The sequence below is a fragment of the Paenibacillus algorifonticola genome (assembly GCF_000971975.1).
Classification (GTDB): domain Bacteria; phylum Bacillota; class Bacilli; order Paenibacillales; family Paenibacillaceae; genus Pristimantibacillus; species Pristimantibacillus algorifonticola.
The window spans coordinates 1-18,495 of record NZ_LAQO01000018.1 but is presented as its reverse complement, the minus strand read 5'-3'; the positions used below and the strand labels follow the sequence as shown (position 1 = coordinate 18,495).

21 protein-coding genes are annotated in these 18,495 nt (G+C 40.2%); 20 read left to right on the top strand and 1 reads right to left on the bottom strand.

Annotated features, from left to right (window positions below):
- Positions 1–14: 14 nt before the first annotated feature.
- The 16 genes from WH37_RS22100 to WH37_RS22015 all read left to right on the top strand — a co-directional run bounded on the left by WH37_RS22100 (position 15) and on the right by WH37_RS22015 (position 14,739).
- Positions 15–1,307 (top strand): ABC transporter substrate-binding protein, encoded by a 1,293-nt coding sequence (locus WH37_RS22100; protein WP_046232820.1) that lies wholly within the window; start codon positions 15–17, stop codon positions 1,305–1,307.
- Positions 1,308–1,403: 96 nt separating this feature from the next.
- Positions 1,404–2,309 carry a carbohydrate ABC transporter permease gene (locus tag WH37_RS22095; protein ID WP_046232819.1) on the top strand — a complete coding sequence of 302 codons (906 nt, stop codon included), beginning with the start codon at positions 1,404–1,406 and terminating at the stop codon, positions 2,307–2,309.
- The gene (locus tag WH37_RS22090; RefSeq protein ID WP_046232818.1) at positions 2,309–3,133 is read left to right on the top strand and encodes a carbohydrate ABC transporter permease; all 825 of its coding nucleotides are present in this window, start codon (positions 2,309–2,311) and stop codon (positions 3,131–3,133) included. Before WH37_RS22095 ends, WH37_RS22090 begins: the two co-directional genes overlap by 1 nt.
- Before the next feature lie 5 nt (positions 3,134–3,138).
- Entirely contained in the window at positions 3,139–5,694 is a 2,556-nt protein-coding gene (locus tag WH37_RS22085) for a hypothetical protein (RefSeq protein WP_046232817.1), read from the top strand.
- A gap of 35 nt (positions 5,695–5,729) precedes the next feature.
- On the top strand, positions 5,730–6,800 hold the full coding sequence (gene bglB / locus WH37_RS22080; protein ID WP_046232934.1) for a beta-galactosidase BglB: 1,071 nt from the start codon (positions 5,730–5,732) through the stop codon (positions 6,798–6,800).
- Positions 6,801–7,747: 947 nt separating this feature from the next.
- Positions 7,748–7,927: a hypothetical protein gene (locus WH37_RS22070; RefSeq protein WP_046232815.1), complete on the top strand. Its 180-nt coding sequence runs from the start codon at positions 7,748–7,750 to the stop codon at positions 7,925–7,927.
- A 376-nt stretch (positions 7,928–8,303) separates the two neighbouring features.
- Positions 8,304–8,849, top strand: coding sequence for an O-acetyl-ADP-ribose deacetylase (locus WH37_RS22065; RefSeq protein WP_046232814.1), 546 nt, complete (start codon positions 8,304–8,306; stop codon positions 8,847–8,849).
- 108 nt (positions 8,850–8,957) lie between these two features.
- Positions 8,958–9,998, top strand: a complete 1,041-nt coding sequence (locus WH37_RS37125) for a YfiT family bacillithiol transferase (RefSeq protein WP_082110953.1) — start codon at positions 8,958–8,960, stop codon at positions 9,996–9,998.
- A 149-nt stretch (positions 9,999–10,147) separates the two neighbouring features.
- Positions 10,148–10,492, top strand: a complete 345-nt coding sequence (locus tag WH37_RS22050; protein ID WP_046232813.1) for a hypothetical protein — start codon at positions 10,148–10,150, stop codon at positions 10,490–10,492.
- 267 nt (positions 10,493–10,759) lie between these two features.
- A complete protein-coding gene (locus WH37_RS22045; protein WP_046232812.1) occupies positions 10,760–11,500 on the top strand; it encodes an ATP-grasp domain-containing protein in 741 nt (246 codons plus the stop codon).
- A 252-nt stretch (positions 11,501–11,752) separates the two neighbouring features.
- On the top strand, positions 11,753–12,292 hold the full coding sequence (locus tag WH37_RS22040) for a hypothetical protein (protein ID WP_046232811.1): 540 nt from the start codon (positions 11,753–11,755) through the stop codon (positions 12,290–12,292).
- A gap of 74 nt (positions 12,293–12,366) precedes the next feature.
- Positions 12,367–12,711 (top strand): hypothetical protein, encoded by a 345-nt coding sequence (locus tag WH37_RS22035; RefSeq protein WP_046232810.1) that lies wholly within the window; start codon positions 12,367–12,369, stop codon positions 12,709–12,711.
- Positions 12,712–12,789: 78 nt separating this feature from the next.
- Complete coding sequence (locus WH37_RS22030) at positions 12,790–13,224, top strand: hypothetical protein (RefSeq protein ID WP_046232809.1); 435 nt, start codon at positions 12,790–12,792, stop codon at positions 13,222–13,224.
- Between the two features lie 87 nt (positions 13,225–13,311).
- The gene (locus WH37_RS22025; protein WP_046232808.1) at positions 13,312–13,866 is read left to right on the top strand and encodes a GNAT family N-acetyltransferase; all 555 of its coding nucleotides are present in this window, start codon (positions 13,312–13,314) and stop codon (positions 13,864–13,866) included.
- 18 nt (positions 13,867–13,884) lie between these two features.
- Complete coding sequence (locus WH37_RS22020) at positions 13,885–14,241, top strand: SdpI family protein (RefSeq protein WP_046232807.1); 357 nt, start codon at positions 13,885–13,887, stop codon at positions 14,239–14,241.
- Positions 14,242–14,280: 39 nt separating this feature from the next.
- Entirely contained in the window at positions 14,281–14,739 is a 459-nt protein-coding gene (locus WH37_RS22015) for a GNAT family N-acetyltransferase (RefSeq protein ID WP_231594319.1), read from the top strand.
- A gap of 14 nt (positions 14,740–14,753) precedes the next feature.
- Here WH37_RS22015 and WH37_RS35690 read toward each other — a convergent pair whose 3' ends face one another.
- On the bottom strand, positions 14,754–14,921 hold the full coding sequence (locus WH37_RS35690) for a hypothetical protein (RefSeq protein ID WP_156182351.1): 168 nt from the start codon (positions 14,919–14,921) through the stop codon (positions 14,754–14,756).
- A 184-nt stretch (positions 14,922–15,105) separates the two neighbouring features.
- Between WH37_RS35690 and WH37_RS22010 the strand changes: the two genes are divergently transcribed.
- From WH37_RS22010 to WH37_RS21995, 4 genes are all read left to right on the top strand, one after another.
- A complete protein-coding gene (locus WH37_RS22010) occupies positions 15,106–15,480 on the top strand; it encodes a GntR family transcriptional regulator (protein WP_046232806.1) in 375 nt (124 codons plus the stop codon).
- Positions 15,481–15,483: 3 nt separating this feature from the next.
- The gene (locus WH37_RS22005; RefSeq protein WP_046232805.1) at positions 15,484–16,347 is read left to right on the top strand and encodes an ABC transporter ATP-binding protein; all 864 of its coding nucleotides are present in this window, start codon (positions 15,484–15,486) and stop codon (positions 16,345–16,347) included.
- Complete coding sequence (locus WH37_RS22000; RefSeq protein ID WP_046232804.1) at positions 16,348–16,989, top strand: ABC-2 transporter permease; 642 nt, start codon at positions 16,348–16,350, stop codon at positions 16,987–16,989. It abuts the gene before it with no gap.
- Positions 16,990–17,695: 706 nt separating this feature from the next.
- Positions 17,696–18,106, top strand: coding sequence for a hypothetical protein (locus WH37_RS21995; protein ID WP_046232803.1), 411 nt, complete (start codon positions 17,696–17,698; stop codon positions 18,104–18,106).
- The last annotated feature ends 389 nt before the right edge of the window (positions 18,107–18,495 follow it).

Below are 18,495 nucleotides of genomic sequence, written 5' to 3'. Positions count from 1 at the left end.
AAGGAGATGTTTGTATGAAACGAAGAACGAACTTCAAGCTCAGCTTTAGCCTGGTTTTGATTATGTCACTCATTATGCTAACTGCTTGCGGCAATACCGATAATAGCACGGTCAATACCGGTAGCACCGGAGGGGCCAAGCAGGCTACTCTAGATTTCTTGTGGTTCTCTGATGGGAATGAAGGAGAAGTGATCAAGGGGATCATTAAAGAATACGAGCAGTCCAATACCAATGTCAAAATCAATCTGATTGAAGTCGGCTTCAAGGATCTTCAAACAAAATTGAAAACGATGATATCTGGCGGCAAGCCGCCTGCTCTGAGTCGGATCACGGATACGGGATCGTTCGCTAATCAGGCAGTGGATCTTACCCCTTACGTGGAAAGTGCCGATCAGTTCGAGGGTCAATTTATTGATTCGCTTAAGCCTTATTATGTGATTGATGATAAGCTGATCGCTGCCCCAATGGATGTAACAGCGAATGGGCTGATTTATAACAAAACCTTATTCGATAAAGCGGGCGTTAAAGTACCGACTTCTCCTGAGGAAGTGTGGACGTGGGATGAGTATATCGCTGCACTGAAAGAGGTTATGGCCAAAGGCGGAGCAAGATATGGCATGGTTTGGGATGTTACACCGCATAGATGGTCCACGCTTCTGTATCAGAACGGCGGAAGCATTGTGACTGAAGATGGCAGCGCAGCAGCGATTAATAGTGAAGCCGGAGTTCGCTGTATGGAGCTCTTTAAGCAGCTTCATAAGGATGGGATCATGCCGGAATCCGTATGGCTCGGCGGGGAGAATCCTAACAATTTGTTCCGTTCCGGGACGGTAGCTGCCCACTGGGCTGGCAACTGGATGATTAGCAATTACAAGGACATTACTGATTTTGAATGGGGAGTTACCTATATGCCGAAAGGAACACAACGTTCCTCGGTGCCAGGCGGGAAATTCCTTATGGCTTTCAAAGGCAGTGGCAATGAGCAGGAGGCAGCAGCCTTTATTAACTATTTGACGTCCAAAGAAGTGAATTCTAAATATAATCAAGAGTCACTGTTTATGAGTCCTCGCAAGGACAGCTCTGTGCTGGATTATGAGTTTGGCAAGGAAATGTATGAGGTCTTCTCGGATGAACTCAAAAATACTTCGCCGCTTGCAGCCAATGACTGGTCCAGACAGACGCTTATCTCCAAAATTTCGACGGACTTAAAAAATAATATTATTGACGTTCTGTCGGATAAAGCAACTGCTCAGGAAGCAATGGACAAGACAGCCAAGCTGATTAACGAGGCTATTGGAAGCCAGTAGGCGAGCCTAAGGCTACAAATCGTATTACTAAAGGGGTGGCGGACCGATTTCTGTCAGGCCGCCCTTTCATTTTATTCATATGGAAGGGGCAAGCAGATGAACGGAGGTCAAAGTTTAAACCGTAAAAAGCAGACAGGACAGACGAGGAAGCTCGCCATTGCTCCTTATCTGTTTATTCTTCCCAACCTCCTGATATTTGGTGTTTTTATCGTAATTCCCTCCTTATTGGGCTTGTTTTATTCTTTCCATGTTTATGATGGCTTGAATCCAATGAAGTTCAATGGACTCGGCAACTATATCAAAATTATTGGGGATAAGGAATTTTGGTCGACGATAGGACGAACGGGGATTTATGCGGCGATTGTTGTTCCGCTCATTTATGCAGTGGCATTAGGCATTGCGATGCTGCTTGCGCGTGAGATTAAAATGCGCGGCTTGTTCAGAGCCATATTTTATTGGCCGACGATGATTTCTTTTATCATAGTAGGTTTGACCTGGAAGTGGATTTTTGGAGATTCATTTGGCATTTTGAACCACATGCTTACTCTGATCGGAGTGGAGCCGGTCGGCTTTTTAACCTCGCCATTCTGGGCCAATGCGGCTGTTATTATCGCGACGGTATGGTCACGGGCCGGCTTTTTCATGGTCATTTTCATAGCGGGCTTGCAGGCGATACCTACGGATTATTATGAGGCTGCTCGATTGGACGGGGCAACGGGACTAAAGGTGTTCCGCCATATTACACTCCCGCTCTTGAAGCCAACTAGTTTGCTCGTATTCATGCTGTCTCTGATTGATGCGTTCAAAGCGTTCCCGCTTATATTTGCGCTTACAGGCGGCGGGCCGGGCAAAGAAACGACCTATATTGTTCAATACATTTATGAGATTGGCTTTACGAAGCAGGAGCTTGGCTTGGCTAGTGCGATGTCCGTGATGTTATTTGTCATTATCGGCGGGTTTTCTGCCCTGCAATTCCGTATTTCCAAAGGGGGTGCTGTCTAATGGAGCTTAGACCTCTAACCAAAATCGCCATCTACAGTCTGTTAAGTGTAGCAGCATTATTTTGGCTGCTGCCGGTATTATGGGTCGTCATTTCTGCTCTAAAAACGAATAGCGATTTGTACAGTTATCCTCCAAAACTATGGCCGCATCCTGTAACCTTCGAGCATTTCAAGGAGGCGTTCAGCAAAGGCGATTTTGGCTTGTATTTCAAAAATAGTACGATCGTGACGCTCACTTCAACGCTGCTCCTGCTGCTGATCAATTCCATGGCAGGCTTTGCATTGGCCAAGTACCGCTTTCGCGGGAGCTCTATCATTTTGATCGGTTTTATCTCCACCCTGATGATTCCAATCGAGGTCATTATGATTCCGATATTCAAGGTGCTGAGCGCACTTGGCATGTATAATAGCATGCTTGCGATTATTATCCCGCCTGCGGCTACCCCGACAGGGGTGTTCCTGATGCGGCAGTATTTGCTGACGGTACCGGATGAGCTGCTGGAAGCTGCACGGATGGATGGAGCAGGAGAGTGGAAAATTTACTGGAGCATTATTCTTCCCATGGCTAAGCCTATTCTTGCCGTGCTGGCGATCTTCTCCTTTATGTGGAGATGGGATGATTTCCTATGGCCGCTCATTGCAATTAGTGATCCAGCTAAATACACGATCCAGCTGGCACTGTCTAATTTTATAGGAGAATACAGCGTGGATTGGGGAAGCTTGCTTGCCATGTCCGTCATCACGATGATTCCAGTGCTTGTCGTTTTTATCGTTTTCCAGCGCTATTTTGTTAGCGGCATGATTACTTCAGGTATGAAAGGATGATTAGAATGTCTGACACCATAAGTGGCGGAATTGACGCCTTATCTTATAAGCCCATGAAATTAGGGCAAAATCAAATGATTAATCATTGGTTGATTAGCGGAATTTACACGAAGCCTGTTAAATTTGTTCCAACAACGATGGAGGGGGACATTAATGATTGGCTCATAGAGGGTTTTGCCATTCATGAAAATCCTTGCCGCAAGGAATTTGTAGACAATCGGAGAATGCAGCCCCCGGGTCGCTTCTTCGATCAATGGAGTAAGTTTCCAACGCCAGGAGACAGACTGCAGGGAATAGAGGGTGGGAGGTCTTGGGAGCTGTATTCGCCTTGGAATAATCCGAGGGTGGAGAAATCAGGATTTTGGTTCGTCCCGACCCATCTTCGCAGCTATGCGGCGACACGGCTTGTATCGCCTGCTAGCCATACTGCCTCGTTACGGGTGAGAACCTACGGCAGCTTGGCGCTGTGGATTAATGGGCAGCTGGTGGCAGACTTTGCCCCGCTCACCCGGAACAAGGAGCAGGAAATCGTCATTGAAGCAGAGCTTGTGGCCGGAATCAATGAAATTTATGCCTGCTGGGAGGATCTTGCCGAACGGGATACGATGTATGCTTTCGCAGTGGAATATCAAGGCGGCGAGGAATTGGCTATTTCCTTGCCTATCGCTCCCGGTCTGGTGCAGCTCGTGCAATCGGCAGAGCAAGCTCTTGAACAGGCTTATTTTCCTTCGGATATTTTTAAAGGGGAGGAGATCAAGCTGCGGCTCCCGCTCCCCTTTCCTGACATCGTTACAGAGGCAGATATACTGTATGGCAATTTTTTTGATGGGACGGAAAATAAAACGATACGCATTGCTGAAGGTGCAGCTGATCTGACCTTGGCACATACGAATGAAATCGGCCATCATTACGTTTATTTCACATTAACCATTTCCGTTTCAAACGTTGTACTGACGAAGAAATTTGGTTGTCAATCCTATGATACTGCCTATGACGAGGCTGCTCAGAAGGCTGCGGATATAGAAGCTCGAAAATCTCTCGCTCTGCGCTGTATGGCCGAGAAGGGGAGTCCTAATATACATAAGGCCATCGCCATGCTGAAAACAGGAGGCGATCTCCAGACAGCAGAGAAGATTTTGCTGGATGGGGTGGAAGGGATAGAACAGCGGAAAGATTGCAGTGACTTTTACCTGGTCGGGCTATTCCGCCTCTGGAGAGATGAGCGAAATAGCGGTTTGTTTACCGAATCGTTCTGGGATCGGGTAAAAGCAAGCATTCTGGGTTATCGCTATTGGATTGATGAGCCGGGCGATGATGTGATGTGGTTTTTCAGTGAAAACCATGCCCTATTGTTTCATACCAATGAGCTGCTGGCGGGCCAGCTGTTCGAGGAAGAAACGTTTGGCAACAGCGGGGAATCCGGTGCAGTACACCGCCAAAAAGCAGAGCAGAGGCTTTCGTTATGGTTCGAGCGCTTTTTTGACGAAGGATTGGCAGAATGGAATTCCAGCGCCTATATCCCAATTGATGCGGTCGGGCTGCTGCATATTTATGAATTTGCCCATAGTGACCAGCTCAGAGAGCAAGCAAAAAAGGCAATGGACCTATTATTCTATTATATTACCGTTCAAATGCATCAAGGAGTCATGACTACGACATTCGGCCGCAGCTATGAGAAGGAATTGTTGGGCCATTATGCAGCGGGAACGACCTCAATGTGCTGGATTGGATACGGAGTCGGCAATGTAAACAATTATTCAATAAGCAATGTTGCGTTGTGTTTATCGGATTACACGCCTCCAGCAGTGTACCAGGAGCATCTGCTGCTTGGGGAAAAACAGCAATTGGTGTTCACCAATCAGCAGGGCAAGGGAGGTTATGCCCAGCTCTATCACTATCGGACGGAGGAATACTCCCTATCTTCAATTATCCGGTTTCGTCCAGGCAAACAAGGCTATCAGGAGCATGTCAATCATTTATCTCTATCTCCTGAGGCTCAAATTTGGGTGAATCATCCGGCAGAGATTTATAAGCATGGGGATGGCCGGCCTTGTTTTTGGGCAGGCAATGGAATATTGCCCGACGTCGTTCAGCATGAGAGTATAGCGTTAATGATTTTTGATATTCCCACTAATCAAAGCTCAGATTGGACACATGCTTATTTTCCTTCCTATTCCTTCACGGAATGGGCAAGGGAGGAAAACTGGTATTTTGCTCGTCTGGATAAGGGATATGCCGCCATATATGCGGCCAATGGGGCAGCTATGGAGACAACTGGGGTGACGAAAGAGCGTGAGCTCATCTCGCCCGGCTTGCGCAACGCCTGGATTATAAGGGCCGGCAGCGAGCAGCAGTTCGGTTCTTTTAACACCTTTAAAAACCAAATTTTATCTGCAAGCCCGCAATTCGACACTCAAGCCTTATCTCTTACCCTAGCAGACCCGATATATGGTCAAATTCAATGGGGGATGAACAAGCCTTTTCTTGTAGAAGGAGAGGAAATGGTACACGGCGGTTATGGCGTGAGGGGACAATTGCAGCTGCTGGACATGGAGCACTGAGTCGTGTGCAACAAAGCAAAGGAGCGAAAACGAACATGCTGAACAGAACGATGCTTCTGGAGAAAATAAGCAAGGTATCCCATGCGATGGAGTCCATGGAAAACACAACAATAGACGAGCAGTTTCCGATTGGACTGATTGATATTCACTTATGGGAATGGCCGCAAGGTGTCGGTCTATATGGCTTGCTTCAGCTTTATGAGGCAACGAAGGATGCCGAGGTGCTGGAATTTCTGGAGTCATGGTACAATGCAAGGCTGATGGAAGGATTGCCGGAAAAAAATGTGAATACATGCGCTCCGCTCCTTACGCTTATTTCGCTATGTGAGATTACCGGGAACAGGGAATATGAGCGTGTCTGTGAGGAATGGAGCAGCTGGATTATGGAGGGGCTGCTGCGTACGGGAGATGGTGCGTTTCAGCATATGATAACCGGAGATGCCAATGATGGCCAAATTCTAATTGATACCCTTTTTATGACGGTACTATTTTTGGCCAAGGCAGGGGTGTACTTCAACAAACCTGAGTTTGTGGAAGAAGCCAAGCGACAGTTCCTTGTGCATATCAAATATTTGTATAATAAGAAAACCGGATTATTCTATCATGGCTGGGATTTTAACGAGAATCATAATTATGGTGCTGTCCATTGGGGCAGAGGCAATGCGTGGTACACGGCGGGAGTTATTGATTTCCTTAATATCGTGCCGCTAGAAGAAGGGCTGAAAGCATATTTGCTGGATACGGCGACCGCTCAAATCAGAGCACTGAGCAAGCTTCAGGAAGAGGATGGCATGTGGCACACCGTACTGGATGATCCGGACTCTTACAAAGAAGCCTCGGCTACGGCAGCGATTGGATACGGCATTCTCAAGGGAATTCGGCATGGATATGTGGATGAATCCTATCGTCAGACAGGCTTGAAGGCGCTTGAAGCTGTGCTTCAGCACATTGATGATAATGGGGGCGTACAGCAGGTGTCCTACGGAACTCCTGTCGGCCAGAATGCCCAGTTCTATAAGGATATTCCACTTAGCCCGATGGGCTATGGACAGGCACTGGCTTTGTTCATTCTGATAGAAGGCTTGAATGCAGCAGCCGCCGAATAATAGCAAGGCCTCTTGTGGGGAGGATATGGGAATGAAAGTTCCTGTATTCTCCCCTTTTGTGTGATTTTATAGTAATATTATTCCAAGTCATGGGGACGAAATTAGAAGTGGAAGCAGAAAGTAAAAAGACGAATGGTCAGGAACACTTTTAGTGGGGCATTACGCAGATGTCTATTATTTTGAGTGTGAGAAAGAACTAGAGAAGATATTGCTAAGAAAAGCAGATAGCTTGTACGAATGGAATATTCATGAATATTAGAACGTAAGATGAAACCATCCATGTGCTAGAGTGCATTTTTTGAGGGGGAGCAATGAAATCAAATCATAATAAGACATCTTCCTATATTGGAAAAGCAGGACTAGTTTTAGTGTTTATTTTTGTAGTGTTTATTTTCGCTCCTAGGTTAGGAAATATAATCGATGATACATTATTAAATATATCTATTTTGTTGCTAATAATCATTTTTTTATGGAGTATAGTTTCTTTTATTAGTTTAGTTAGAACAACCGTTAAGTTGAGAATATTAAAAGCGAACTACGAAGATAAAGAAATTAATGAGGAGTACTTCATCTACAACAAAAAGTTGCTTAGAACAGGGATACAAATGAATACAATATTTTTAGTAATGGTGGTAATTGGATTCTTTTTTTTAGTAAAGCTCTTTATACAAGTCATAAGCTCAATATGATAAAAGTTAATAAGCAGGGTGTTGCGGCATATTTTAAGCATTTTGAGGAAGTCGAAGGAATCATTTAACGCTGTAATTACTCTGTGGGCTGACGTTCTGTGGCCGGCAAAAGAAGAGAAGCAAGGGATCAGAATCAGCGGACGTGGCACCGACTAATCGCTTCGTGGCGAATCTCTACCATTGAATTAAGTCGATTAGATATCTTGAACACGAAAGCGTTAAATTAAAGAACAAGAAGTCTTATTTTGGAGGAACTCAATGGAGGTTTTGATTAAAGAGAATGGTACAGCTCATGAAGATTTAATCGTAAGTTTTAAAGAAATGGACTTATTAGTCATTGCTGATACCTATTATTTTGAGATAGAGGATACGATTCAACCTGAAAGGGATGGTACTTGTAAGATAGCTGCATCTTTAAAAAGTCTATTATCATACTAGATTGAAAACATAATTAACCTCGGTAGTAAAGAAGAACGCTACTTACCAATTGATTTCTCAGATCAATATACAGGATGTTTTAGAATCAGAAGAGTTAGTACTCAACAAATAGAAATTTCTTATGGTTATTCTTTAAGGGAGGGATGGAGCGTCTGTCCATCAGATCCCAAAGAATATGCTATATCAATCCATGATTATAAAGAAACCTCGAATAAATTATTAATAGGACAGGATAAATTAATAGAGCAAATAGTACGATCTCAAGAACGGTTGTGAGTAGTTAAGCGTATCCACGGCCGCCCATCGAGCTTAAGGTGGTATAGCGCCCAAAATACAGGAACGTTATCTGAAAGGTACGAAAGGCAGGTTGAAAAAAATGAGGAAAGAATATAATCCGACATCCATCGAATTGATACATGGGGACATTACAAAATCTGAAGTAGATTGTATTGTCAATGCTGCAAACACTAGTTTACTTGGCGGTGGAGGCGTAGATGGTGCCATTCACCGTGCCGGCGGAAGTGAAATACTTGAACAATGCAAACAAATAAGAGCCAGACAAGGTGGATGTGCTGTAGGAGAAGCAGTTATAACAACCGCAGGTAAGTTGAATTCAAAATATGTCATACATACTATAGGGCCGGTATGGAATGACGGAAAAAATAATGAGGAAGAAAAACTGCAGAGTTGCTACATAAATATTTTAGAACTTGCATGTAAGCATAATATAAGAAGCATAGCTTTTCCTAACATTAGTACAGGGATATATCGATTTCCCAAGATCGTTGCAGCTCAAATCGCGCTGAAGTCAGTCAAAAATTATATTGAACTGCATTCAGCTATAGATAGAATACAATTCGTTTGTTTTGATGAAGAAAACTATCAGATCTATCAGAAGATGCTTGAAGAATCGGGTATGTAAGTTCAAACAGCAATCTCAAGAAGGTAGAAACATCAGATAACATCGTATACAAATACCAGAACTCTAAGCATAATTACTGCAAATTTTTTAAGGGGAGTTGATCGAGAAGTGGATCATATTCGGTTTCCTATAGGTCCGTTTAAACCAGTAATCAATCCAACAAATGAAGAACGTGTTTTCTTCATCAATCATATACCAGAAATTACAAAGACATTAAGGACTATTTTGAATGAATTGGAGCCAGCCCAAATTAACATTCCCTACCGCAAAGACGGCTGGACAATAAAGCAAATCGTTCATCACCTTGCTGATAATGATATGAATGCTTACTTAAGATTTAAGAGGGCGCTAACTGAAGATGAACCGATGGGAAACTCTTATCGGGAAGATTTATGGGCACAATTAAGCGACTATAAAAATATACCTATTGAAGACTCTATATTACTAATTGAAATACTTCATAGACGATTTCTGGTCTTGCTTAACCATTTAAAAACGGAAGATTTCAGGCGAATCTTGAAGACTCAAGTTTTAGGAGAAATAACATTGGATATAGCACTTCAAAGATTTGTATGGCATAACCATCATCACATAGCTCAAATCCAATCTTCTGTTAAAGCGAATAACTGGCCAGTATGGGCCACAGAACCAGTTGAGATTAAGATCCCTGATCCCGCTTGGTTAGTGAAGGGGACACAAGAAGTTGATCGTTTAAGAGAAAATCTTTATCCTTTCGGAGTGAGGGATATAGAACATATTGGTAGTACCTCAATTCCCAATCTCCCAGCCAAACCAATTATTGATATGATGGCAAAAATCAAGACCTATAATGATTTAGAAGAGATTATTGAAAGTTTGAAAACTGATAATTGGAATTATGTTCCACTGGAACTGGACGGGCATGAGTGGAGAAGATTTTTTGTCAAAGTTAAAAATGATAGAAGAGATTGTCATCTTCATTTGATGTTAGAGGATGAAGAGCATTGGGAAAAACAAATTAAATTCAGAAATAAACTTCGGGAACAGTCTAATTTGGCTGAGCAGTACGCCGAACTAAAAAGAAAATTAGCGGAAGAAAACAGAGAAGACAGAGAAGCTTATACAGAGGCAAAAACTGATTTTATAAAAAGCATATTAGAATCGGAATAATATTTGTGAGTTTCTCAGGGTATGCCAATCCCTAAGAAAACATTACATTCCTACGTCGTCGCTTAGGGCTCTCTGATTCGTGAATACAGTACCGTTATCAGACATGGATTTTTTGGGGATTAAAAGAAAAAACTAAAGGAATGATATTAATGAATGCAGCCAGAGCAAAAGAAATTATTTCTTTGCTTTCCGATGGTATTGACCCAATCACAGGTGAAATCTATCACAATGACAGTCCTTATCAACAACCGGAAGTAATAAGAGCGTTATATACTGCATTAAAAGGAATTGAATTACTAGAGAAGCGCGAGAATAAAGAATTAATTGTACCTTCAAAATCAGGGAAGTCATGGAGCGAAGAGGAGGATGAAAAACTAGTAAGAGATTTTGATCAAGGAGAATCAATAAAGAAATTATCAATAATAAATGAGAGGACGGAAGGGGCAATAAAATCCAGATTAACAAGACTAGGAAGGCTTCAAATGAAACTATAAAAATGTAGGTATATGAAGAGGAAAGCCTCATTAGATAAAACATATTCATACTGTGGGCATACACCATTGGTCCGGGAGAAGTGAAGAAACGAGGAAGTAGAAAAATCGGCCCCCTCTGCAAGGCTAACCTTGCAGAGGGGGCTGATATATAGGAAGTTGTTGAGATTCTTAAGAAACAAATTGACTATCCATATGAAACACAAGGGATTACAAAGCTGTAAGTCACACATATGGAAATTACCTAATAGAGGAAGAGAGGGCTACAGGATGAAAGCCTTTATACAGACAAACAAGAACGGAGAGTTCTATAATGTGAATGCTTTTATTGCTAACGAAGGTTTCACGTCATTAGGGTGGGAGACCATTAAGTTTAATGATATAACAGAAATCAAAGAAAATAATCCCGAAGATTTAGTAGTTGGCGGAATTGGTAACGTGAGAAAGCGCCTTGAGATTTTAGGTGTAGAAAGGAATCAAGGAGAAATCGATTATCCGACTTCCTTATCTCATTATTTTGGCAGAAAAATATGGACGACAACTACTCAAGAGCTTTTTGAAAATAAACAGAACTGGAACGTTTTTATAAAGCCAAAAGACATTACAAAAAAGTTTGCTGGAACCGTTGTGAGAGAATATAAAGATTTTATAGGCTTAATTGAAGAAAATGAAGATACGAATATTTGGTGTTCAGAAGTTATTGATTTTACAACGGAATGGCGTTGTTTTATACGCTACGGACAAATACTAGATATTAGATATTATAAAGGTGCTTGGGATTCGAAATTGGATTTAAATATAATAAAAAGTGCGGTTAGGGATTTTATTGATGCGCCAGCTGCATATGGGATGGATTTTGGCATTGATCAAGAAGGAAATATGAAGCTGGTAGAAATAAACGATGGTCATTCTCTAGGGAGTTATGGAATCAGTCCTTTGAACTATGCGAAATTTCTCTCAGCTAGATGGTCAGAATTAACAGGGACTACGGATTATTTAAGAAGCTTATAGGTTAAGGGGCATCTTATCTGACTCTGGGCTACAAAGATGCACGACTTTACTGTCAATATGCAAGCAAAGAAGAATATTCAGACAACACGCGACCCGACCTAAGATAAGAGTTATCTAAGGCCGGGTCATGTCGTAGATGGAGGAAAGTTACTAGTAATTGCTGTGAAAACTATTTATTTTGGAGAAATCGGATTCTAGCAAGACTAATATCGCTTTAAAAATCAGTATGTAAATTTGGAGGGATGTGATGCTGTGAATATATATGGACATATAAAACATGCCACAGAAGAGTTAGAGCCCATATTTTCTGAAAAAAATATGATCGACAATGATGTGATTATCGCTGCGATCAGGAGCTCATGGATTTATATTCACAAATATATAAAAAACATAAATCCTATGTGGACAAACCACTTTAATGATAGACTCAATTGCATAAAAGCATTGGAAATAATGATTACGAAAGATATGTTAACTGACACGTTACGGGCTTATGAAAGGCTGAAAAATGAACGAATAGTTAAGAGCTATATGATGATTTATATTGGACTGATGCAATCATTATTAGTTTTTAATAAGCCATTTGAAGAATCCTGTGATATATGTCAAGGAGACCTGTACTACTATACTAACTTAACAGAGAATATTCTAATTAAAGAATGTAACACTTGTTCTACTTGGTATGATAGTAAAACAGGCGAGAGTCTTCAAGGAAACAGAGAAAGCATATTACGACCAACAACAAGATTCGAATTGATATATGCAGAATTATATAGAGAAACAAGGGATTAGAATGAGCCATAAACATCTGCGACAATAATTTTTCTTCTCGAGTACCAGGACGTTATATGAAAGGAACGTAAAAAATGAAATTTATATTTGAGAACTTTTCATGTGATGTTGATGTTTTTTATAAAGAGGATGATATTTTATTAAGGTTTTATGATAGTTCAAGAGAGCAAGAGGAAGAAGAGATTATCAACTTAGTTATAGTAGACCCTGGGTTTGGGTATCTTTGTTTAAAAGTTAAGGGTGAAGCAGCCTTGCTGAGCGGATATTTAGATGAAAGTGTTTTTCAAACTAATGAAATTGTAGAAGCTGCTATCACTTTTATAGAAAATCTATCCCCACATACAAGGAATAGTTATATTCCAAGCCATGTAGCACGATTTAAACGAACAAGTTTTATTGAATATAATGGCGAGTATTAAATTCAGATTTAACACTACCCAACCATACAAGAACATGAAATAAAATCGGCATAATTCATAAATAGAAGGAATGGTTAAATGAAAGGAATTATTGGATCCTTTTCTATTTTCATTATCTATTTGTGCTCAGGAATCTTCTTAGGAACTTGGCCGTTCAAATACGGATATGAATCATGGACAATTTATTTAATTTCTTATTCTATAATTTCTATAATGCTTTATTATTCGTCAAAAATCGTGAATAGGTATAGAGGCATAAAAGGAATAATAATATGTTTGCTTTGGGTTTCAATATCAACCATTTATGGAGTCATTAAAATGAAGGAAGACCATGATTTATTTTTTTCTGGAGACTGGAATAAGTTCTTTGGATGGGAGTTTGTCTTATGGGAAGCTGGAATTCCAATATATATTGGGACTTCTCAATTAGTTTTTATTGGAGGATATTTTTCTATCCGTACTGTAATTCTAGCAAATAATCTTCGAGACGATAGTAATAAGAGAATCAGGTAGGCTAGATCGATGAAGGAACTTACTTCAAATGGCAGCATATTCATGCATAGTTTCAATCCATAAATTCAGTTTTTCAGGGGGCAAAGTATGTTCAAATCAATCATAGATCAGGATTCCTACATTTCATTTTTAGAATATAGACACGCGGAAGAATTATTTGAGTTAATTGATAATAGTCGAGACAGCATTAGAGAATGGCTGGATTTTCCCAATCATACACACGAAATAAATGATACAAGGAAATTTATTGAACGAACATTAAGTTCATTTGCAGCTAATAATGGATACTGGGTTGGGATTTGGCATAAAGGAAGAATTGCAGGATCAATTGGCTATTTATATTTTGATTGGCATAGCAAGAAGACGGAAATCGGATATTGGTTATCTAAAGATTATGAAGGATTAGGTTTAGTTACTAAGGCGTGTTCATTATTTATGAAATATGCTTTTGAAGAACTTAAATTAAACAAAGTTGAAATATGCATGGCTACAAGCAATATTAGAAGTAGAGCTGTTCCAGAGCGCCTAGGGTTTAAGGAAGAGGGAACCGTTCGATGCTTCGAATTTCTAAACGGCAAATATTTAGATCGAGTAACTTACGGGATGATTGGGGAAGAGTGGAGAGAAAAGCCCAAAGTTTAAAAAATAGAGGAGAATTAAATGGATAAAAGCCAATTCGGTAATCTTATATTAAGCGTTGTGATTGCTCTAGTCTTTTATTTAAGCGGATTCTTCCTGAAGAAATATCCTCCAAAAGAAATCAATGTAACGTATGGTTATAGAACATCAAGATCATTAAAAAATATTGATTTATGGAAAGAAGCAAACAAATATAGTGCGGAAATTATGAAGCAGTATGGAATCATATTTTTGATAATTGGGTGTCTAATAAGTCTCTTGTTTAAAGGGATATCCATAACGATGATATTAATAGGATTAATGATTTTATTTTTCGTATTAATGTTTATAAGAGTAGAGAAAAGGCTTAAAGAAATGGAATTGAACAAGATAGACTAATTAGTTATAAGAACATTACATACAAGAAGGAATGATCACATGATGCAGATACAGAGAATCAAGGAAATCTCAGATCAAGAGCTATATCAATTCCTTTCTTACTGTATGAGTCCGAAACCGGAGCGAATTATTCATGAATGCAAAAACTATAAAACGCTAAAAAATCGAGAATTATATGGCATTTATTTTGAAAATGAACTGACAGGAATTATCGGTTTGATCCATCATACATTGGAAACAGAGCTAAAACATATAGCCGTACATCCAAATCATAGAAATAAAGGGCTTGGCAGCAAATTGATAGAAGAGATACAGAAACTTACGTCATCAGCTCCTATCATTGCTGAAACCGATAGAGAGGCAGTAAACTTTTATAAGAAGAATGGGTTTATTATTACGAGTTTAGGTGAGAAGTACCCTGGGGTAGAACGATTTAAATGTATATATAATTTTATGAAAGCCAAACATCCACAGCATAATTTGGGAGGTAACTCATGAAATCCGGGGAAATCTTAGGCATTGTCTACAATGGGATTCCGGTTGCTGCCTTTGCTCATATTTTCTAATATGTAGATCTCATTCATGCTTACGGCATGGTAACCCCTATACATAAACATTATTCCAGCCTTCTCCATAATCAATTGTTTTGTCTCTCCGCGAAATGAACGCATTTTGTTCATCGCTTACCCTCCTCGAAACCCGACCGGTCGATCCAATTACGCTATGATTTCACTTAAATTTCAATGTAATAAAAATGAGGGACAGGACGCACAGGAAGTTCACTAGGATGTTCTATTGAAAACGGTGCTGTAGTGATATATAATGTACTGCAACGATAAGTACATTGTTGGGAAGTGAGCTTGATTGGAAATTATTATCAGCAGCAACTCGAGTAAGCCTATCTATGAACAAATCACAACACAAATCAAAGCGATGGTAATGCAAGGAGAATTAAAAACAGGCGATCCGATTCCGTCTATGCGCTCGCTCGCCAAGACGATTCATGTAAGTGTAATTACAGTGCAAAAGGCATATGAAGATTTGCAACGAGATGGGTTTATTGAAACGACAGTTGGACGAGGCAGTTTTATATCTGCACAGAATCGGGATTTTATACAAGAAGAACAGCAGAAAAAAATAGAAGAGTATCTAATGCTGGCTGCGGAAACCGCACGAACAAGCGGGATAAAATTAGAACAGCTTACGGAGCTTTTAAGCATGTTCTACAAGGGGGACTAGTCGATGAATTATTGTTTGGAAGTTAAAAATCTGTCGACGGCCTATGCCGGATCTCATTTTCATTTGGATAATGTTTCTTTTTCTGTTCCTCAAGGAAGTATCATGGGATTTGTGGGGGAGAATGGAGCAGGCAAGACAACGACGTTTAGTTCAATTCTGAATACAATCAGGAGAGACAGCGGGAAGATCGAAATTTTTGGGGAGGAGATGACAGATGAACAACCGGACATCCGCAATCATATTGGGGTTGTGTTTGATGCCATTAATTTCCCTGGAGATCTCACTGCCGATAAGTTAGCTGCAGTGTTCAAAGATATTTATCAAAAATGGGATGATGATCTCTTTCAGAATCTAATTCGCAGACTTCAGGTGCCTGCTCACATCAAAGTAAAAGACTTGTCGCGTGGCATGACGATGAAGTTGGCCACGGCAGTGGCTATGTCGCATGGAGCAAAACTGTTGCTGTTGGACGAGGCGACTTCCGGACTTGACCCTGTTGTCAGAGAAGAGATGCTGGATTTATTTTTAGAGTTTGTGGAAGATGAAGAACATTCTATTCTCATGTCTTCCCACATCACCAGCGACTTGGAAAAAATTGCAGATTATATCACATTTATTCACAATGGAAGAATCATTTTAACAGAGAAAAAAGATACGCTTTTATACAAATACGGGATTGCTCGTTGCAAATCGGAGCAGTTTCAGATTGTTGACAAGTTGGAGTATCTCGCATACAGGAAAAGAGGACTGCAAATCGAAATGTTGATCTCTGACAAAGCTAAGTTTGCCAAAAAGCATCGTGAAATCATCATTGATGATATCACCATTGATGAAATTATGTTGTTATTAGTTAAGGGGGATCAATAAATGAGGGGACTACTCCGCAACAATTTTTATTCCATGGCAAGCAATATCCGACTTTCCTTAATAATGGCTGGATTTTTATCATTGGTTCCTTTGGTTCTTAAGGAGTCGGCCGCGATTCCCATGATTTTGTCCATACAAATATTCCTGTTTGTTGTCAATACCGGTGCCTCGCTGCGAGTGGATGAAACTTCTAAATGGAACAAGTTTGAACTGACGCTGCCAATCAGGCGTCGTACGATTATTGGGGCGAAGTATGTGTCATTTACCTTACTAATCCTCCTTGGTGTGATGATGAGTTTGCTCACGCTTGGTTTTGTGTACGTTGCAGGTTTTGAACTCGATCCGAAGATTGTGATTTATAGTTATGGATTCGGGTTGACGTTGTCGATCACATTAGTGTCTTTGATGTATCCGATCATGTTGAAGATTGGCACGGAAAAAAATGAACTTGTGGTATTTTTCTCGGGCTTTGCTGCGATAGGGATGATGCTGGTACTTGCCGCGTTACTGGCCCCCGTTACAGGAGGCATGCAGCTTCGTCACCCGCTGGTTGGTATGATTTCTTCGTGTATGGCAACAATCCTGTTTGTCATATCCTACTTTGTGTCAGTCCACATTCATCGGAAGAAAGAGTTCAAGTAATGTAAGAGTAGCGGTTTCATTGGTAAGTGTCAAAAAGCCTTCTAACGCCGCCACTACTTCACGCGGAATCGTAGTCGCTATAAGCAGGCATTCTTATTAAATGCAACCTACATCGGATGTTGGTAATTAGGGAGGAAAAATAATGAAGCCAATATCTATTATCGTAATTATTTTAACGGTAGGAGTATTCATTTTTTTAAAGATTTTTCAAGATTCAATTCCTAAAATTAATGAGCCAATAACTAATATTTTCGTATTTGTAGGCTTCGTAATTTTTGCTGTGATATATGGCATTTCACGAAATAGAAAAAAATAGGCTCTTCACCGTTAGCAATGCAACGAGCAAAAATCGGCCTTTGATTTTACAGGAAATCGTTGAAAATCTGACAAAGGAATGTGTTTTTAGGAGTATTGGAGGTCAGATAATTTTGCCGGGCGGCTCCCCGTTTAGAAAACGTATAGGGAGGGCAAATAGAAGGATATCATCTTATGCAAGTCAGGTTTAGATGATAGACGCTAATTTAAAGATGGCTGCAACTATATAATAACCCGAAGGTAGTTGATTCATATATTTGAAAAGATGTATGCAAAAAACGTAATGAATTCCTTGCACTATCTTTTTATCTTCATTAGGTCTGAACCATTAAATCCTATATTGAATCAAATACTTCATACCTATCAAGATTGGTTAGAGAAGGACATGAAAATGAACTATCGTTCAATCCAAAAACTTATAAACAATCTAAGGGCATCCAAGGAAGCTAATCCCTATAAAGAATCTATAGTTTCTATTCTTGAGAGGTTTAGACCTTTTGCAAGAGCTAAAAATATCGAACGTATTTATTTAAGCGTTGCACCTATTCAGTACATAATAAGCAACTTAATTGAATTAATTCGTTTGAATGAGATGGAGAAAATAAGTACGATGGCAAGTTCAATTCATAACTATCCGTCATTCATCCTTGGAGAGTACTATTGTAAATCTATTGATTTTTGGAATGAGCATATTGATTTCTATAATAGGATTTTTGAAAGTGATTTCATGATTGCGTGGAAGCATTTATTTATTGAAATTTATCCGAAAACAGGTAATGAAATTAAAGGAGGATACTTTTAAAGACTCTAGAACTCGTTTCATTAAAAAATCCCGGTGATTGGCATGTATATTAGAATCATTTTTATGATCTAAAATCGAAGAATGTAAAACTATATATTCTCAAAGGAGAGGTCACTCATGAAATCTGGGAAGATCTTAGGCATAGCCTATAATGTAATTCCGGTTGCGGACAGGCTTGACCGCCGACGTGTGGCCGAGCACCGCGTGCCGGGATGGCTTTGATGTGTGGGAGAATCAGGATTGCGAGCTGGTATTCTGACAGGCGTGAAAATATATAGAAACTTAATAGGAGGTGACACTCATATGTTCTATGTAAATACTGGATTGTCAACAGTAAATCAGACAACTTTTTTAAGGGCTTCTTGGCGATACTGAACAGGCGTCATATA